We start from the raw sequence: 15013 nt of genomic DNA on the forward strand, positions 1-15013 counted from the left end.
ACCTGACTAAAGTCAGGTATATGACAGTGGACACCTCGGTGATGCGCAAGTTCAACATGAACTACGTCCGTCGGGTGGGAGCGCTCGAGGACTCCTTCCTCGGCAGTGGCCTCCCCTATGGCACGGCTCGGATCCTCTACGAGATCGGGCTCGGCGCTCATACCGTTCAGGACCTCAGGACCAGGCTCGGCGGCCTCGACTCCGGCTACGTCAGCCGGATGCTGCGGACGCTGGAGAGCAAGGGGTACGTCGCGATGGACCGCGACCCCTCCGACGGCCGGCGCCGGCTGGTGGCGCTCACCGAGGACGGCCTCAAGCAGTGGGACGACCTCGAGCGCCGCTCCGAGGAGCGCGCCCACCTGCTGCTCGATCCGCTGACCCAGCGGCAGCGCGACCGTCTCAACGAGGCGCTGGCGACGGCCGACCTGCTGGTGCGGGCCGCCGCGATCACGATCGAGCAGGTCGACCCACGCGACCCGATGGCCCAGGAGGCGATGGGCCACTACTTCGCCGAGATCGGCGACCGCTTCGGGTTCACCGTCGGCGACGAGGGCTTCGGCGACGACCCCTCCCTGCGCGCGCCCCACGGTGCCTTCTTCGTGGCTGCCAGCGACGGCGCCCCGGTCGCCTCCGGTGCGGTCCGCGAGTTCGGCGGCACCGGCGAGATCAAGCGCATGTGGGTCGATCCCGCCTGGCGCGGCGCGGGCCTCGGCTCACGCCTGCTGCGCCACCTCGAGGCCGAGGCGCTGCGGCTGGGCCACACGGTCGTACGCCTCGACACCCGCGACGTCCTCAGCGAGGCGATCGGGATGTACGAGCGGGCCGGCTACGAGCGCATCGACCGCTACAACGACAACCCCCACGCCACCCACTTCTTCCGGAAAGAACTGGGCTAGACGTACGTCTCGAACCGCTCCAGCGGCGGCTGGGCGCTGGGGTGCGCGACCGCGGCGGCGCCGACCGCGCAGGCAGTACGCAGCGCCTGATCGTCCGGTGTGCCGGCCTGGATCGCGAGGGTGAGCGCAGCGGAGAACGCATCGCCGGCGCCGACGGTGTTGACCACGTCCGGCGCCGGCGCGGCGGGGACGCGAGCGGTCTCGGTGCCCTCGGTGATCATGGCCGCACCCGAGGCGCCGTAGGTCACCGCGACCCGCCGGGCCGCGCGCAGCTCGGGCATCGCGGCGTACTCGGTCTCGTTGACGATGAACAGGTCGACCCGCTCGACGAGGTCGGCCGGGAGGTGCTGGGCCGGGGCGGCGTTGAGCGCGACGAACCCCGGCGCCCGCGCGGCGACGGCGCGGATCACCTCCAGGGACAGCTCGAGCTGCATCAGCACGGCCTCGTCCGCCCCGACCGAGATCCCGTCGGCGCCGACCGACGCGTTGGCGCCGGCGCACACCACGATCTGGTTCTCCCCGGCCGCGTCGACGGCGATCAGCGCCGTGCCGGTCGGCGAGTCGGTGATGCAGACCCCGGCGACATCGACCCCGGCGGTCCGGATCGTCTCGAGCGCCCAGGTACCGTCGGCATCGGAGCCGACCGCGCCGATCATCCGCACCCGGGCTCCCAGCCGGCTCGCCGCGACGGCCTGGTTGGCACCCTTCCCACCGACGTCACGGCGCAGCCGACCACCACCGACGGTCTCTCCGGCGCCGGGCAACCGCTCGACGAGCGCCGTCAGATCGACGTTGATGCTCCCGACGACGACCAGGTCCTGTGGCGGGCGCACCGGCATCAGGGACGTACGAGACCGATGCAGGAGTAGGGCAGGCCGGAGATGCGCTCCACCGGCACGTCGCGCGCCTCGGCGAGCTTCTTGACGGGGCCCAGGTCGGTGTCGTGGGCCGGGTCCACCAGGATCTTCGCCGGCTCACCGTGCAGCAGCAGCCGGAGGGTCTCGTCGACGCCGGCCTGGACGAGGCTGACGTCGCCGTCCGCGAACTTCTCCGCGACCTCCTCGACCGCGTCCCAGCCCACCCAGGTGGGCGTGTGGTCGCCGCCTAGGTGGGCACCGAGGTCGAGCATCACCTTGGTGCGCACGATCGGGAAGCGGGCCGCGACGGTGTCGATGAACTTCTTGGACACGTCGGCCGAAGCCAGGTCGGCGTGGAACACCGCGCCGTGGAAGTCGTTGGGGCCGACCCGGTCGTCGTCGATGATGGGGCGCGAGACGAGGCCGGAGACTGTCGACCCGAGGGACGCCGACGGGATCAGGTAGTCCTCGCGGGTGCCGTAGACCGCCACGCTCCGGCCCGGGTCGGCGAGGACCGCGAGCTCCGGGGAGAACGGCGAGGCCAGATGGGCGTCGAGCGTCGAGTTGGCCTTCTCGACCGACGCGGCCAGCTCGCGGGCGATCGCGCCCGTGCCGGTCCACCCGTCCACGAACATCACCTGCGCGGGGTCGTGGTGGGCGGCGAGATAGGCGAGCGCGGTCTGGTCGATGCCGCGCCCACGGATCATCGAGATCGCATAGTGCGGCAGGTCGAGCCCGTGCACGCGCTGCGCCCAGCGCCGCATCAGCACCCCGATCGGGATGCCGGCACGCACCAGGGAGACTAGCACGGCGTCCTGCCCGCGCCGGGCCAGCACCTGCTCGGTGACCAGGCCGATGGCGTACGCGACCCGCTGGGCCGATGCGGTCAGGGCCTCGTCGAAGAGCTCCCGGTGAGCCTCCGCGTGCTCCTCGGCCGGTGCCTCGGCCGTGTCCGCGGACAGGTCCTTGAGCAGCCAGGCGACGTCATCGCGGTCATAGGAGCCGAAGGCCGGCCCGTGGAGCGGAGCAGGCAGCTGCCGCGCCGGCTGGTCGTGGCGCGGCTCCGGGGCGTACGCCGGGATGGTCACGACCACGACCCGCGGCGCGAGCCGGGCGAGCTGGTCGACCAGGCCGCCCTCCTCGTGCAGCGCGGGGGTGTCGGCCGGCTCGTCGACCACCAGCACGATCGTCTCGAAGGCGCCCTCACGCAGGTTGTAGGCGTAGCGCGGCCCGTCGCCGTCGGCCGGGGCGTCGTGGGACGGGAAGGTGATCGCGGTGCGGATCGCGTAGCCCGGATCGTCGACGTCGAGCACCGGCGACCGCGTCGTCGTCGAGTAGGTGATCTCGTGGCGGCGGCCCTCGGCCGCGCGCCGGTCCGCCAGCGCGGAGGCGATCCGCAGGGGTGCGTACATCAGCTCCTCGGTGCCGAGCACATGCACCGGGCCGTCGGGGATGCGGCCGGCGACGGCCGCCGCGGTCACCGTGACGGCCGACTCGTAGGAGCCGGAGGCGCCGGCCGTGAAGCCGTGGCGGCCGCCCTCCGGGACGGCGCGTGGCCAGGTCGCGACGACCTGGACGACCTCGCCGCGCGGACGCCGGTTCGTCTCGACGCCGGCCAGCTGACGGAGGTTCTCGACGGTGTCGATGAGCCGGTTGCCGTTGTCGGCGAGGTCCTCGGGCAGCTCGATCTCGCCGCTCGCGAGGGAGACCACGTCCAAGGTCGCGCGCAGCCGCTTGATCGAGCGCTCCATCCGGCCGCGGTCCGCCTCCGAGCGCAGGTCGACGAGCGCGGCCACGACGTAGTGCTTGTGCGGGAACTTCTTGTGCAGCGCCCGGATGGTGTTGACGACGGTCTTGCCGGTGATGACCTCGTCGTCGACCAGCACCAGGGTCTCGGCACGGGCGAGGAAAGCCGGGTCGGCGGGGAGCAGCCGGTGGGCGGTCGCGTGCGAGTGCTCCTCGAAGAAGTCGGCGACTGACTCGATACCGTCGACGACCCGGCGGGTGGAGTGCAGGTAGGGCGCTCCGAGGGCGTCGGCGACGAGATGGCCGAGCGCGGTCGCGGTCTCGGCGTAGCCGAGGACCACCGCGTCACCGGTGGCCGCGGCGCGCGCTTTGGCCCCCAGGCGCAGCCCTGCGTCGGTCACCAGACGCGGGTCGGTCGGGACGTGCTTGCCGAGGACGGAGGAGACCAGGAGCTGCGCCCGGCGGGGGTTGCGTCGCACCGCCAGACCGACCAGATCGGTGAGCATCATCCCGCTCGGCGCGTCGGTCGTCCGCAGACGCACGCCCAGACGTTCGGCCACCCAGGTGCCTGACCAGCCGCTCGCTTCGTCTCTCACAGGTGACATTCTCCCCCAATGCTCCTCGTCTGACTCAACCGCACGTAGGGCACCCATGTCCACTGCAGGCGCCGTCCTGGCGGGCCATACGTCCAGAATGAGAACACGTTCTTGTCGGTGGCGGCGGGGACCAATAGGTTCCGGACATGCCTCGTCGCTCGGGAAGCTTCGGAATCGTGGCCGCCGCGGCGGCCGTGCTCGCCTTCGGGACCTCGCTGCTGAGCCCGGTCGGGCCCGCTGGCGCGGACCCGATGGAGGAGACGCCACGGCTCTCCCGCGAGGGGCGCTGGCTGGTCGACCAGCACGGCCGGATCGTGCTCGTGCACGGGCAGAACCTGGTCTGGAAGCACGATCCGTACGTCCCACCCGACTCGCCCGAAGGCTTCACCGCGGCCGATGCGGAATGGCTGGCGGAGCACGGCTTCAACGGCGTCCGGATCGGCACCCTGTGGGCGGGCGTGACCCCGGACGCCCCCGGGCAGGTCGACGAGGACTACCTCGACGACTGGCAGCGGGTGATCGACCTGCTCGCCGACAAGGGCATCTGGATGCAGTACGACTTCCACCAGGACATGTGGCACGAGACCTACGGCGGCGAGGGCGTACCCGACTGGGCGGCGAAACGGCCGGCGCCCTACAACCTGCACCCGCCGATCAAGCTGTCCTTCCCTGCGACGTACATCACGCCCGAGCTGGCCACCGTCTACGACAACTTCTGGGCGAACAAGAACGGTGTGCAGGACGGCTGGGCCGCGGCCTGGGGCGCGGTCGCGCAGCGGTGGGGCGACCAGCCCTACTCGATGGGCTACGACCTCATCAACGAGCCGTGGGCGGGACGGGAGTGGCTGACCTGCCCGATCACCGGGTGCGCGAGCTCCTACCGGGACGAGTTCCAGCCGGCGTACGAGAGGGCGACGGCGGCGATCCGCCGGTCCGACCCCGACGGCATCGTCTGGTTCGAGTCGCAGCTGCTCGCCAACCAGGTCCCCAACTCGAGCTTCGGGCGGGCCAACGACGACCAGGTCGGCTACTCCTGGCACAGCTACTGCCCGTACGGCTACCTCGACTCCCAGGGCATCCCGATCGGGGTCAGCGGCTGCAAGGACTACGACGAGACACACAACCTCAAGGCGCTCGAGCAGGCCGAGACGATGGGCGCGACCAACCTGATGTCGGAGTTCGGCGCGACCGACAACACCGAGCTGCTGGCCATCGACACCGCCTCGGCCGACGACCACTTCACCTCCTGGATGCACTGGGCCTACAAACATTGGGACGACCCGACCACCGCCGACGGCGCGCAGGGGATGTTCGCAGACGACGCCGATCTCTCGACGGTGAAGTCCGAGAAGCTGCGTACGCTGGTCCGCACCTACCCGCAGGCCACGGCCGGCACCCCGGTCGACCTCTCCTTCGACCCCGCCACCGGCGCGTTCAGCTACACCTACGAGCCGTCCGCTGAGATCGAGGAGCCGACCGAGATCTTCGTCAGCCCGATCCACTACCCCTCCGGGCCGGACATCGCCGTCGAGGGCGGTCGGGTCGTCGGCGAGGCCGAGCACAACCGGATCCTGGTCGAGGCGACCGGAACCGAACCGGTGACCGTCACGATTGACTAGGGTGGTGGCGTCCCGCCCGCTCCGGCCCGCGTCGGTCCAGCCCTCGGAGGATCAGTTGTCCGTCTCGCTCGCCAAGGGACAGTCGGTCTCGCTCACCACAGGTGACGGCAGCAGCATGACGCACGTACGGATAGCGCTCGGTTGGGACGCCGTCAGACAGGGGCTCTTCGGCGGGTTCCGTGGCGCCGACGTCGACATGGACGCCTCCGCGATCCTCTACGACGCGACCGGCGCCCACCTCGACCAGGCCTGGTTCCGGCAGCTGAAGTCCAGGGACGGCGCCGTCGTCCACACCGGCGACAACCGCACCGGCGCCGGCGAGGGCGACGACGAGTCGATCATCGTCCACCTCGACCGCGTGCCGGCCGAGGTCGCGCAGATCGTGTTCACGATCAACTCCTTCACCGGACAGAGCTTCGCCCAGATCCAGAACGCGTTCTGCCGTCTCGTCGACGAGAACACCCGCACCGAGATCGCCCGCTTCGACGTCAGCCAGACCGGCCCGCACACCGCCGAGATCATGGCCAAGGTCAGCCGTCAGGACGGTGGCTGGGCGATGACCGCGCTCGGCGAGATCGGCAACGGGCGTACGTTCCAGGACCTGCTGCCCTCGATCGCCCCGACGCTCTGAGCGCCGGGCTCTCGAGAACTAGCGCTTCAGCTTCTTGATCTCGTCCTTGGCGGCCTGCTGGGCGATCGCCTCGGCCTGGGCCTCCTCGCCGAAGACACCCTCGACCTTGGCCTTCTCGACCTTCTTGAACTGACGCAGCATGCTCCACGCGATCACCGCGACGGCGACGCAGAGCGCGATGAAGATGCCGAAGGCGGTCCAGCCCGCGACCACGTCCTCGTCCTGCGGCGGGGTGGGCTCAGGAGCGGGCTGGGAGGTGTGCAGAGTCTGCGTCGTCATCGGGAGGCCGGACATACCGACATTGTCTCACTCTTGTCTGAGGAAAGCTCAGGCGGTGACGACCTTGCCGAAGCTGATCTCGCGACCGACGGCGGCCTTGCCCTCGTCGTCGGCGGTGGAGACGTCGAGACCGGCGAAGAGATCGGTCTCCTCGCGCTTCTCCGCCTCCGGCACCGGCACGTAGGAGGTCACCAGCTCGTAGTCCTCAGTCGGCCAGGCCTCCTTCTCGATCTCCCGGGGCACCGCGAACCAGGGGCCGTCGGGGTCGATCTGGGTGGCGTGCGCGAGCAGGGCCTGGTCACGTACGCCGAAGAACTCGGCGCACTCGACCTTCGTGGTGACCCGCTCGTCCCAGCCCGGGTCCGGCTTCCACTCCTCGAGGCGCTCCTCGTATGGCGAGGCGAGGCCATGACGCTTGATCGCCTCGTGCAGGGCGATCATGCGGGGGTAGTTGAAGGTGTGGCTGTAGTAGAGCTTCAGCGGCTGCCACGGCTCGCCCGCGTCCGGGAACAGGTCAGGGTCGCCCGCCGCCCGGAACGCCTCCACCGAGACCCGGTGGCACATGATGTGGTCCGGGTGCGGGTAGCCCCCGTTCTCGTCGTACGTCGTGACCACATGCGGCCGGAAGGAGCGGATGATCTCGACGAGCCGGCGCGTGCTCACCTCGAGCGGCGTCCGGCCGAAGCAGCCCTCGGGGAGCAGCGACCAGTCCTTGGCCCCCATCTCCTTGACCAGCATGAACTCCTCGACCCAACCGGAGTCGACGAAGCCGAGCCAGTCCTGCTTGATGCCGAGGATGTCGCGGGCGCGATGCATCTCCTCGCGGCGGATCTCGTGGATGTTCTCCAGGATCCCGGGGCGCTCCATCTTCGGGTTGAGGATGTCGCCCCGCTCGCCGCCCGTACACGTCGCGACATGGACGTCGACCCCTTCGGCGACGTACTTCGCGGTGATCCCGGCGCCCTTGCTCGACTCGTCGTCGGGGTGCGCGTGCACGTGCATCAGGCGGAACGCCTGCTGGAGCTGCTCTGGCATGGGTTCAATCCTAACCACGCTCCGTCTCACCAATCGGTTACCCGCTCCCACTCCGCGGACAACTTTGGTGGTAGGCGTCCGGGGACGGATGTGCGGTCTCCTTCGGCGGGGTGGGACCATGTTTCCCGTGAGCACGCCGTCATCTGCCGAAAGCGGATCCCGAAGCCGTGAGTCTGCTGAAGCGGAGCCCGAAGCCATGAACTCTGAAGAATCCCGCATCGCGGCCCGCTACGGCCGCGGCCCGCGCCGTCGCCCGGGCGTACTCATGATCGGGCTTGTCCTCGCCCTGGTGGCGATCATCGGCTGGTTCGGCTGGGCACTGTGGCTGGCTCTTCACCCCGAGGTCTCCTCCGGGCTGGAGAAGTGGGAGGCAGTCAGCGAGAACGAGGTCGAGGTGACCTTCGTCGTACGCCTCCACGACAAGGACGCGAAGCCGGTCTGCACCGTCGAGGCCGAGGACGACCAGGAAGAGAAGGTCGGCCACGTCGAGTTCACCGCCACCGAGGGGCGCCAGACGATCACCATCCCGACCGAGCGCCGCGCGCTGCGGGTCGAGTGGGGCGAGTGCACGGTCGAGTGACCGTACTTCTCAGGCAATCCCTGCACTTCTCTGGCGTTGCATTGCCCGAGAAGTGCAGGAATCACCGGTTAACCGGGTATCCCTACCCGGTGAAAACCTCAGTCTTCAGGATCTCGACCTTGAGCGGCCCGCGAGGACCCTCGTAGGTCACGGTGTCGCCGACGCTGGCACCGATGAGGGCAGCGCCGATGGGCGAGGCTGCAGAGGAGATCTCGACGCCGCCCGCGTAGTCCTTCATCTCGATCGAGGCGATGAGGCGGGTCTCGGCCTCGTCGTCGTCATCGCCCTCGAACTTGAACGTGACCAGCTTGCCGACCGAGACGACACCGTCGTCCTCGGGGACGGTGGTGTCGGCCTTGCGCAGCAGTGCCTCGAGCTGCTGGATCTGCCCCTCGAGCTTGCCCTGCTCCTCGCGAGCGGCGTGGTAGCCGCCATTCTCCTTGAGGTCACCTTCGTCGCGGGCAGAGCTGATCTCGGCAAGGATCTCCTGGCGTCGGGGGCCCTTCAGGTCTTCCAACTCGGCGGTGAGCTTGTCGAATGCACCCTTGCTGAGCCAGATAGTGGCAGCCGTGGTCTCGGTCGACTGAGTCATAGCGAGTTACTCCTGATGGGTAGTGAATAGGTAAGGGGCGCCGGTCAACCCCCATCAACCGGCGCCTTTTCTCCCTGCTGAGCGGGCGTGTTTCACCCAGCTGAACGTTCCGCGGGAGATCGTCAGAAGGTTCAGTTTAACAAGGCAACCACACCCGAAGACAGTTCGCGACCGAAACGTTGCGCAATCTGACCTCGGGACCGTTCCCCGGAACGTCAGGTCAAACGTCAGGGCGTGGTCGCTGGATATCCCTTGCTGCGCAACTGTTCGAGCACTCGCTCGGCGTGGGTCTGACCCCGGGTCTCCAGCTGGAGCTGCACACCGACCTCGGCGAGCCGCAGTCCGGGGTTGGTGCGCGAGTGCACGACCTCCATGACGTTGGCTCCGGTGTCGCCGATCACCGACAGCAAAGTGGCGAGCGCCCCGGGCTGGTCGGGGATCGTCACCGCGACCGGCAGGTAGCGCCCGGCCAGCGTCATGCCGTGCTGGATCACCTTGCCGAGCAGGAGCGGGTCGATGTTGCCGCCGGAGAGCACCACCACGACGGGGCCCTCGAAGGCCTCGGGCGCGTCCATCAGAGCGGCCACGCCGACCGCGCCGGCGGGCTCGACGACCAGCTTGGCCCGCTCGGCGAGCGCCAGCAGCGCGCTCGAGATCGCCTCCTCCGAGACCGTACGGATCTCGTCGACGTAGGTCTGGATCATCGGGAAGTTGGTCTCCCCCGGCAGACCGACCGCGATGCCGTCGGCCATCGTCGGCATCTTGTCGAGCCGGATCGGACGGCCCTCGCGCAGCGAGACCGGGTAGGCGGCGGCCGTCTCGGCCTGCACGCCGATCACCTTCACGTCGGGATGCTTCGCCTTGATCGCGAGCGCCGCACCGGCGAGCAGGCCACCACCGCCGAGCGGGATGACGACCGTCTTCACGTCCGGGGCCTGCTCGAGGATCTCGAGCCCGATCGTGCCCTGGCCGGCGACGACGTCGGGGTGGTCGAAGGGGTGGATCATCACGGCACCGGTGCGCTCGGCGAAGGCCATCGCGGCCTCGAGGCACTGGTCGACGTACTGCCCCTCGAAGATCACCTCAGCGCCGTACGCCCGGGTGGCCTTCTCCTTCGGGATCGGCGCGCCTTCGGGCATGAAGACGGTGGACGGGATGCCGAGGGTCGTCGCCGCCAACGCGACGCCCTGGGCGTGGTTGCCCGCGCTAGCGGCCACCACCCCGTTCTTGCGCTGCTCCTCGGTCAGCCGGGCGATGCGTACGAAGGCCCCGCGGGCCTTGAAGGAGCCCGTTCGCTGCAGGTTCTCGCACTTGAGGATGACCGTGTCGCCGATCATGTCGGTGAGCCAGCGGGCACCCTGGACAGGCGTTTCGGTGATGTGATCGCGCAGCAGCTCGCGGGCCTCGAGGATGTCCTCGTACGTCGGCTGACCATGCATCTCAGGCACTGCCTGCTCCTGGGCTCGGCGGGGGTGGGGAGGTCGGCCCGTTGGCCGTCAACGGGGGCGGCGACGTCGGCACCTGAGCCTGGGCCAGGGCCTGGGCCGGGGCGGTGGCGGTCAGGTGGTTGGCCACCGCGTTGAGGGCGGCCACCAGCGGCACGGCCACGAGCGCACCGGCCACGCCACCGAGCACGATGCCGGTCGCGACCGCCAGGATGACGCCGAGCGGGTGGACCCGGACCCAGCGGCCGAGCAGGAACGGCTGCAGGCCGTGGGCCTCGAGCTGCTGGACCAGGATCACGCCGCCGAGCATCAGCAGCGCCGTCACCGGTCCCTGGGAGACCAGCGCGACGAGCACGGCGACCGCGCCGGCGACGGTGGCACCGATCAGGGGCACGAACGAGCTCAGGAAGACGAGCACGCCGATCGCCGCCACGAACGGGACCTGCAGGGCCGTGGCGATGATCATGATGCCGACCGCGTCGACCGCGGCCACGATGACCGTCGCCCGGGTGAACTGGGTCAGCGACACCCAGGCCACCCGGCCCGAGCTGTCCATCCGGCTGCGCGCGGCCCGCGGCGCGAGCCGGACCAGCCAGCCCCAGATCCGCTCGCCCTCGGCGCAGAAGAAGTAGGTGGAGAAGAGCACGATGAACAGGCCGGCGAAGACGTCGAGGGCGACCCCGCCGACCTCGCTGACCCGGGAGAACGGGTTGGAGGCGTACGCCGCCGCCCAGTCCTCCAGCGTGGTCTGCACCGTGTTGAGCCAGGTGTCGATCTGGGTCTCGCTCGCGTTGAACGGGCCGTTGATCAGCCAGTCGCGGATCTCGTCGAGCGCCTTGACGGTCTGCCCGGCCAGGTCGTTGAAGCCGTTGGCGACCTGGGTGCCGGCGAAGCTCAGCATGGCGATGACAGCCACGAGCACGCCGATCACCACGAAGAGTGCCGAGATGCTCCGCTTGAGCCCTATCCGGGCCAGGCCGTTGACGACCGGGGAGACGAGCGCGGCGATCAGCAGCGCGATGACCACCGGGACCACGACGATGCTGAGGAAGCCGAGAGCGCGGACGATGAGGTAGCCGGCGGCGACGATCACCAGGAACCGCCACGCCCACTGCGCGGAGAGCTCGACGCCGTAGGGCACGTCGGTGCGGCTGACGGCCTTGGGAGCGGTCACCGGCTCCGGCGCGGCCAACTGCTCCTGGCGCTCCTCGCGCAGGCGCTCGAACTGGTTGACGAGGCGAAGCGCGAAGTTCTCGGCCGACTCACGGGCCTCTGCTGCGGCCTCCTTGGCGACCTCGGCGGACTCGCGCGCGTCGGCCTCCTCCTGGGCGAAGCGATGCGCCTCACGCGTCTCTCGGCTGCGTTTGAACGCGCCCTTCATCCGATCGAGGCCATCCTTGGCACTCCGCTTCTCGCCCCCGGGAACATCCCCCTGATCTGTCACCTGACAGAGGCTACCGGGAGGGTGTGAGGTGGGTCGCAAGGTGCCGTGCCGTCGCGGGGTGCGACCGCGCGAGGAGCCCTACTGCGGCGAGCACGTAGTCGCTGTCGACCGCCCGCAGCGGCGCCTCCGGGAGCTGCCATCCGCCGCGCGCCGACCAGCGCATCACCCGCTCCTCGATGCCCCGGCGACCGTGTCGCAGTACGCCGCCGGAGCCGATCACCACGCCGACCCGGCGCAGGTCGGTGCCGGTGCGCTCGATGACCTTGCCGCTCGGGGACAGGACGACCCGAGAGCGTCCAGCGTGCCGCTGCAGGGCCGTGGAGATCGCGATCCTCGCCAGGAGCTCGTCGATGTCCTTGTCCTGCTCGGTGCGCGGCAGCCAGCCGGGGTGGTTGCGCCGATGCTCGACCTCGCCGGAGAGATCCGACTCGGCGAGGCTCGGGTCGGAGTGGTCGGCCGCCGCGAGGGTCGTGGTCGCCGACCAGCGCATGCCCAGATCGCCCTCGACGGTCCGGGTCACCGGGGTGACGGCGACGACCTCCTCGCGTACGTGCTCCGCCTCGGGGTCGGGGCGGACCACGCTGTGCACGTCGGTCGTGGCGCCGCCGACGTCGACGACGACCACGTCCTCGCCGAGCACCTCGGCCAGCGTCTCGACTCCCTGGAGCACGACATCGGGAGTCGCACCCTGGACGATCCGCCGGAAGTCGGCCCGGCTGCTGAGGTTCTTGCCGCCGATCACGTGCTCGAGGAACATCTCCCGGACCGCCGCGCGGGCGCTCTCGGGCGCCAGCACGCCGATCTTGGGAACGACGTTGTCGCAGGTCACATGAGGGACATCGGCCAGGATCTCGTCGATCTCCTGGTTCGCCTCGCGGTTGCCCGCCACGACCACCGGTCCACGCCAGCCGGCCCCGGCCAGCTCGCGTGCGGCCGAGACGACGGCATCCCGGTTGCCGCCGTCGGTGCCGCCTGTCAGCAGCACCAGGTCGGGGGTTGTGACGCTGAGAGTGGCCCCTAGGTCACTCTCAGCTTCACGACCTGCGGTCGCGATCACCGCGACGACCTTGCCCCCGCTGGACAGTGCCACCCGGCGCCCGGCCTCGGCGGTCACCAGCTCCTCGTTGCCGACCACGGCGATCCGAAGACCGCCGCCTGCCGAGGAGCAGGCGAGGATCTCAGCGTCGGCCGCCCGGGAGTCCTTCTCGGTGAGAGCGGTCAGGCAGGCGTCGTACGCCTCCATCACCTCGTGCAGCGACGTCGGTGCGCTCGCGGTGCCGAGGATCTCGCCGGAGACGAGGTCGACGTGGAGCGCCTTGGTCCAGGTGGAGCCGAAGTCGACGCAGACGGCGGTCTGTGGCGAGTCAGCTCTGGTCAAGGGCCTGCTCGAGGTCCGCGACGAGGTCCTCGGCGTACTCGATCCCGACGGAGAGCCGGACCAGGTCGGCCGGCACCTCGAGGTCGGTGCCCGCGACCGACGCGTGCGTCATCCGCCCCGGGTGCTCGATCAGGCTCTCGACACCGCCGAGCGACTCGCCCAGCGTGAAGATCTTGGTGCGCTCGCACACTGCGAGCGCAGCGGCCTCGCCGCCCTCGACGCGGAAGGAGATCATGCCGCCGAACCGCTTCATCTGCTTCTGGGCGGTCGTGTGACCCGGGTGCGTCTCCAGGCCCGGGTAGATGACCTCACCGACCTTCGGGTGCGAGGTCAGGAAGTCGGCGACGCGCTCGGCGTTGTCGCAGTGGCGGTCCATGCGTACCGCCAGGGTCTTGAGGCCACGAAGGGTCAGCCAGGCCCCGAACGGGTCGGCGATCGCGCCGGCGGCGTTCTGGAGGTAGCCGATCTTCTCGGCGAGCTCGAGGTCACGCACGACCACGGCGCCGCCAACGACGTCGGAGTGGCCACCGACGTACTTCGTCGTCGAGTGCACCACCACGTCGGCGCCGAGGGTGAGCGGCTGCTGCAGGTAGGGGCTGGCGAAGGTGTTGTCGACGACCAGCAGCGCGCCGGCCTCGTGGGCGACCGTGGCCAGGGCCGAGATGTCGGCGATGTTGAGCAGCGGGTTGGTCGGCGTCTCGACCCAGACGACCTTGGTCTTGCCAGGCTGGATCGCGGCCGCGACCGCGTCGACGTCGGCGACCTGGGCCGGGGTGTGCGCGATCCCCCACTGGCTCTCGACCTTGTCGATCAGCCGGTGCGTGCCGCCGTAGGCGTCGTCGGGGATGACCATGTGGTCACCGGGTCGCATCAGGCTGCGGATCAGGGTGTCCTCGGCAGCCAGACCGGAGGCGAAGGCGAACCCCTTCTCGCCCTCCTCGACCGCCGCCAGCGCACCCTCGAGCGCGGTGCGGGTCGGGTTGGCGGAGCGGCTGTACTCATAGCCGTTGCGCAGGCCACCGACGCCGTCCTGCTTGTAGGTCGTGGTGGCGTAGATCGGCGGGATCACCGCACCCGTCGTCGGGTCGGGCTCGTAGCCCGCGTGGATCGCCTTGGTCTCGAAACCGGCCTTGCCGAGGTGCTGCTGCTCGCTCACACAACCGAGCCTACGTCCGATCCCACCTCGCGGCCCATCCGGGAACGTTCGCGCGTCGAACTGTGTTGGAGACTGGTAGCAACCCTGACTTTCTGGAGGTCACTCATGTTCGGTCGGCCAACACAGCTCTTCCCCGAGGACCGCACCCTCGCCGGGCGCGACCAGGCCCTCTTCGACCTGCCCGCGAAGCACCGCGTCCTGGGGACTCCGCTGCTCGCCTCCCCCGAGGACGGCACCGCGCCGGAGGGGTCGGAGGTGGCGTACTTCGGTCTCGGCTGCTTCTGGGGCGCCGAGGAGATCTTCTGGCAGACGCCGGGGGTCTACTCGACCGCTGTCGGGTATCAGGGCGGCACGACCGCCAACCCGACCTACGACGAGGTCTGCAGCGGTCAGACCAACCACACCGAGGCGGTCCGGGTCGTCTTCGACCCCGCCGTGGTCTCCTACGCGGAGCTCGTCAAGAAGTTCTTCGAGGTGCACGACCCGACGCAGGGGATGCGGCAGGGCAACGACGTCGGGACCCAGTACCGCTCGGCGCTCTACTACGTCTCCGACGCGCAGCGGGAGACCGCTGAGGAGCTGACCAAGGTCTACGGCGACGAGATCGCCCGGCGGGGCTACGGCGAGATCACCACCGAGATCCGCGAGGTCCCGACCTTCTATGCCGCCGAGCCCGCGCACCAGCAGTACCTGGACCGCGTGCCCAACGGCTACCGCTGCCACGCGAACACGGGCATCGCCTTCCCCGCGAACGCCTGA

14 protein-coding genes are annotated in these 15013 nt (G+C 69.9%); 5 read left to right on the plus strand and 9 right to left on the minus strand.

All coding sequences use genetic code 11. The annotated features are described in order from the left end of the window. Window positions 1–20: 20 nt before the first annotated feature. Window positions 21–896, plus strand: coding sequence for a GNAT family N-acetyltransferase (locus OH802_RS27730; protein WP_406023588.1), 876 nt, complete (start codon window positions 21–23; stop codon window positions 894–896). On the opposite strand, the gene OH802_RS27735 is transcribed toward OH802_RS27730, so the two are convergent. Continuing rightward, the gene (locus tag OH802_RS27735; RefSeq protein WP_406023589.1) at window positions 893–1729 is read right to left on the minus strand and encodes a ribokinase; all 837 of its coding nucleotides are present in this window, start codon (window positions 1727–1729) and stop codon (window positions 893–895) included. The genes OH802_RS27730 and OH802_RS27735 overlap by 4 nt on opposite strands. A 5-nt stretch (window positions 1730–1734) precedes the next feature. After that, the gene (locus OH802_RS27740) at window positions 1735–4095 is read right to left on the minus strand and encodes a phosphoribosyltransferase domain-containing protein (protein ID WP_406023590.1); all 2361 of its coding nucleotides are present in this window, start codon (window positions 4093–4095) and stop codon (window positions 1735–1737) included. A gap of 146 nt (window positions 4096–4241) precedes the next feature. Between OH802_RS27740 and OH802_RS27745 the strand changes: the two genes are divergently transcribed. Both OH802_RS27745 and OH802_RS27750 read left to right on the plus strand, forming a co-directional pair. Continuing rightward, complete coding sequence (locus OH802_RS27745; protein ID WP_406023591.1) at window positions 4242–5714, plus strand: cellulase family glycosylhydrolase; 1473 nt, start codon at window positions 4242–4244, stop codon at window positions 5712–5714. 55 nt (window positions 5715–5769) lie between these two features. Beyond that, entirely contained in the window at window positions 5770–6345 is a 576-nt protein-coding gene (locus tag OH802_RS27750; protein ID WP_406023592.1) for a TerD family protein, read from the plus strand. A gap of 18 nt (window positions 6346–6363) precedes the next feature. Here the strand turns inward: OH802_RS27750 and OH802_RS27755 are convergent, their stop codons facing one another. Both OH802_RS27755 and mca read right to left on the minus strand, forming a co-directional pair. Continuing rightward, window positions 6364–6639, minus strand: a complete 276-nt coding sequence (locus OH802_RS27755) for a hypothetical protein (protein ID WP_091050473.1) — start codon at window positions 6637–6639, stop codon at window positions 6364–6366. A gap of 33 nt (window positions 6640–6672) precedes the next feature. Further along, window positions 6673–7659 (minus strand): mycothiol conjugate amidase Mca, encoded by a 987-nt coding sequence (gene mca / locus OH802_RS27760; protein WP_406023593.1) that lies wholly within the window; start codon window positions 7657–7659, stop codon window positions 6673–6675. A 196-nt stretch (window positions 7660–7855) separates the two neighbouring features. On the opposite strand from mca, the gene OH802_RS27765 reads away from it, so the two are divergent. Next, on the plus strand, window positions 7856–8239 hold the full coding sequence (locus OH802_RS27765; RefSeq protein ID WP_406023594.1) for a DUF4307 domain-containing protein: 384 nt from the start codon (window positions 7856–7858) through the stop codon (window positions 8237–8239). Between the two features lie 82 nt (window positions 8240–8321). Here OH802_RS27765 and greA read toward each other — a convergent pair whose 3' ends face one another. The 5 genes from greA to OH802_RS27790 all read right to left on the minus strand — a co-directional run bounded on the left by greA (window position 8322) and on the right by OH802_RS27790 (window position 14254). Continuing rightward, window positions 8322–8831, minus strand: a complete 510-nt coding sequence (greA, locus tag OH802_RS27770; RefSeq protein ID WP_355228320.1) for a transcription elongation factor GreA — start codon at window positions 8829–8831, stop codon at window positions 8322–8324. A gap of 227 nt (window positions 8832–9058) precedes the next feature. Next, complete coding sequence (gene ilvA, locus OH802_RS27775) at window positions 9059–10270, minus strand: threonine ammonia-lyase (RefSeq protein WP_406029428.1); 1212 nt, start codon at window positions 10268–10270, stop codon at window positions 9059–9061. 1 nt (window position 10271) lies between these two features. Beyond that, window positions 10272–11720 (minus strand): AI-2E family transporter, encoded by a 1449-nt coding sequence (locus tag OH802_RS27780; protein WP_406023595.1) that lies wholly within the window; start codon window positions 11718–11720, stop codon window positions 10272–10274. 10 nt (window positions 11721–11730) lie between these two features. Further along, the gene (locus OH802_RS27785; protein ID WP_406023596.1) at window positions 11731–13098 is read right to left on the minus strand and encodes a glutamate mutase L; all 1368 of its coding nucleotides are present in this window, start codon (window positions 13096–13098) and stop codon (window positions 11731–11733) included. Next, complete coding sequence (locus OH802_RS27790; protein WP_406023597.1) at window positions 13085–14254, minus strand: cystathionine gamma-synthase; 1170 nt, start codon at window positions 14252–14254, stop codon at window positions 13085–13087. Before OH802_RS27790 ends, OH802_RS27785 begins: the two co-directional genes overlap by 14 nt. A 105-nt stretch (window positions 14255–14359) precedes the next feature. Here OH802_RS27790 and msrA point away from each other — a divergent pair, with 105 nt between their 5' ends. Then, the gene (msrA, locus tag OH802_RS27795) at window positions 14360–15013 is read left to right on the plus strand and encodes a peptide-methionine (S)-S-oxide reductase MsrA (protein ID WP_406023598.1); all 654 of its coding nucleotides are present in this window, start codon (window positions 14360–14362) and stop codon (window positions 15011–15013) included.

The organism is Nocardioides sp. NBC_00850, assembly GCF_045207335.1.
GTDB lineage: Bacteria > Actinomycetota > Actinomycetes > Propionibacteriales > Nocardioidaceae > Nocardioides.

Bases quoted from the DNA above. Each gene is read 5' to 3' on its own strand.
- OH802_RS27745 (WP_406023591.1), top strand. From the start codon at position 4,242: ATGCCTCGTCGCTCGGGAAGCTTCGGAATCGTGGCCGCCGCGGCGGCC.
- mca (WP_406023593.1), bottom strand. From the start codon at position 7,659: ATGCCAGAGCAGCTCCAGCAGGCGTTCCGCCTGATGCACGTGCACGCG.
- ilvA (WP_406029428.1), bottom strand. From the start codon at position 10,270: ATGCATGGTCAGCCGACGTACGAGGACATCCTCGAGGCCCGCGAGCTG.
- OH802_RS27765 (WP_406023594.1), top strand. From the start codon at position 7,856: ATGAACTCTGAAGAATCCCGCATCGCGGCCCGCTACGGCCGCGGCCCG.
- OH802_RS27755 (WP_091050473.1), bottom strand. From the start codon at position 6,639: ATGTCCGGCCTCCCGATGACGACGCAGACTCTGCACACCTCCCAGCCC.
- greA (WP_355228320.1), bottom strand. From the start codon at position 8,831: ATGACTCAGTCGACCGAGACCACGGCTGCCACTATCTGGCTCAGCAAG.
- OH802_RS27730 (WP_406023588.1), top strand. From the start codon at position 21: ATGACAGTGGACACCTCGGTGATGCGCAAGTTCAACATGAACTACGTC.
- msrA (WP_406023598.1), top strand. From the start codon at position 14,360: ATGTTCGGTCGGCCAACACAGCTCTTCCCCGAGGACCGCACCCTCGCC.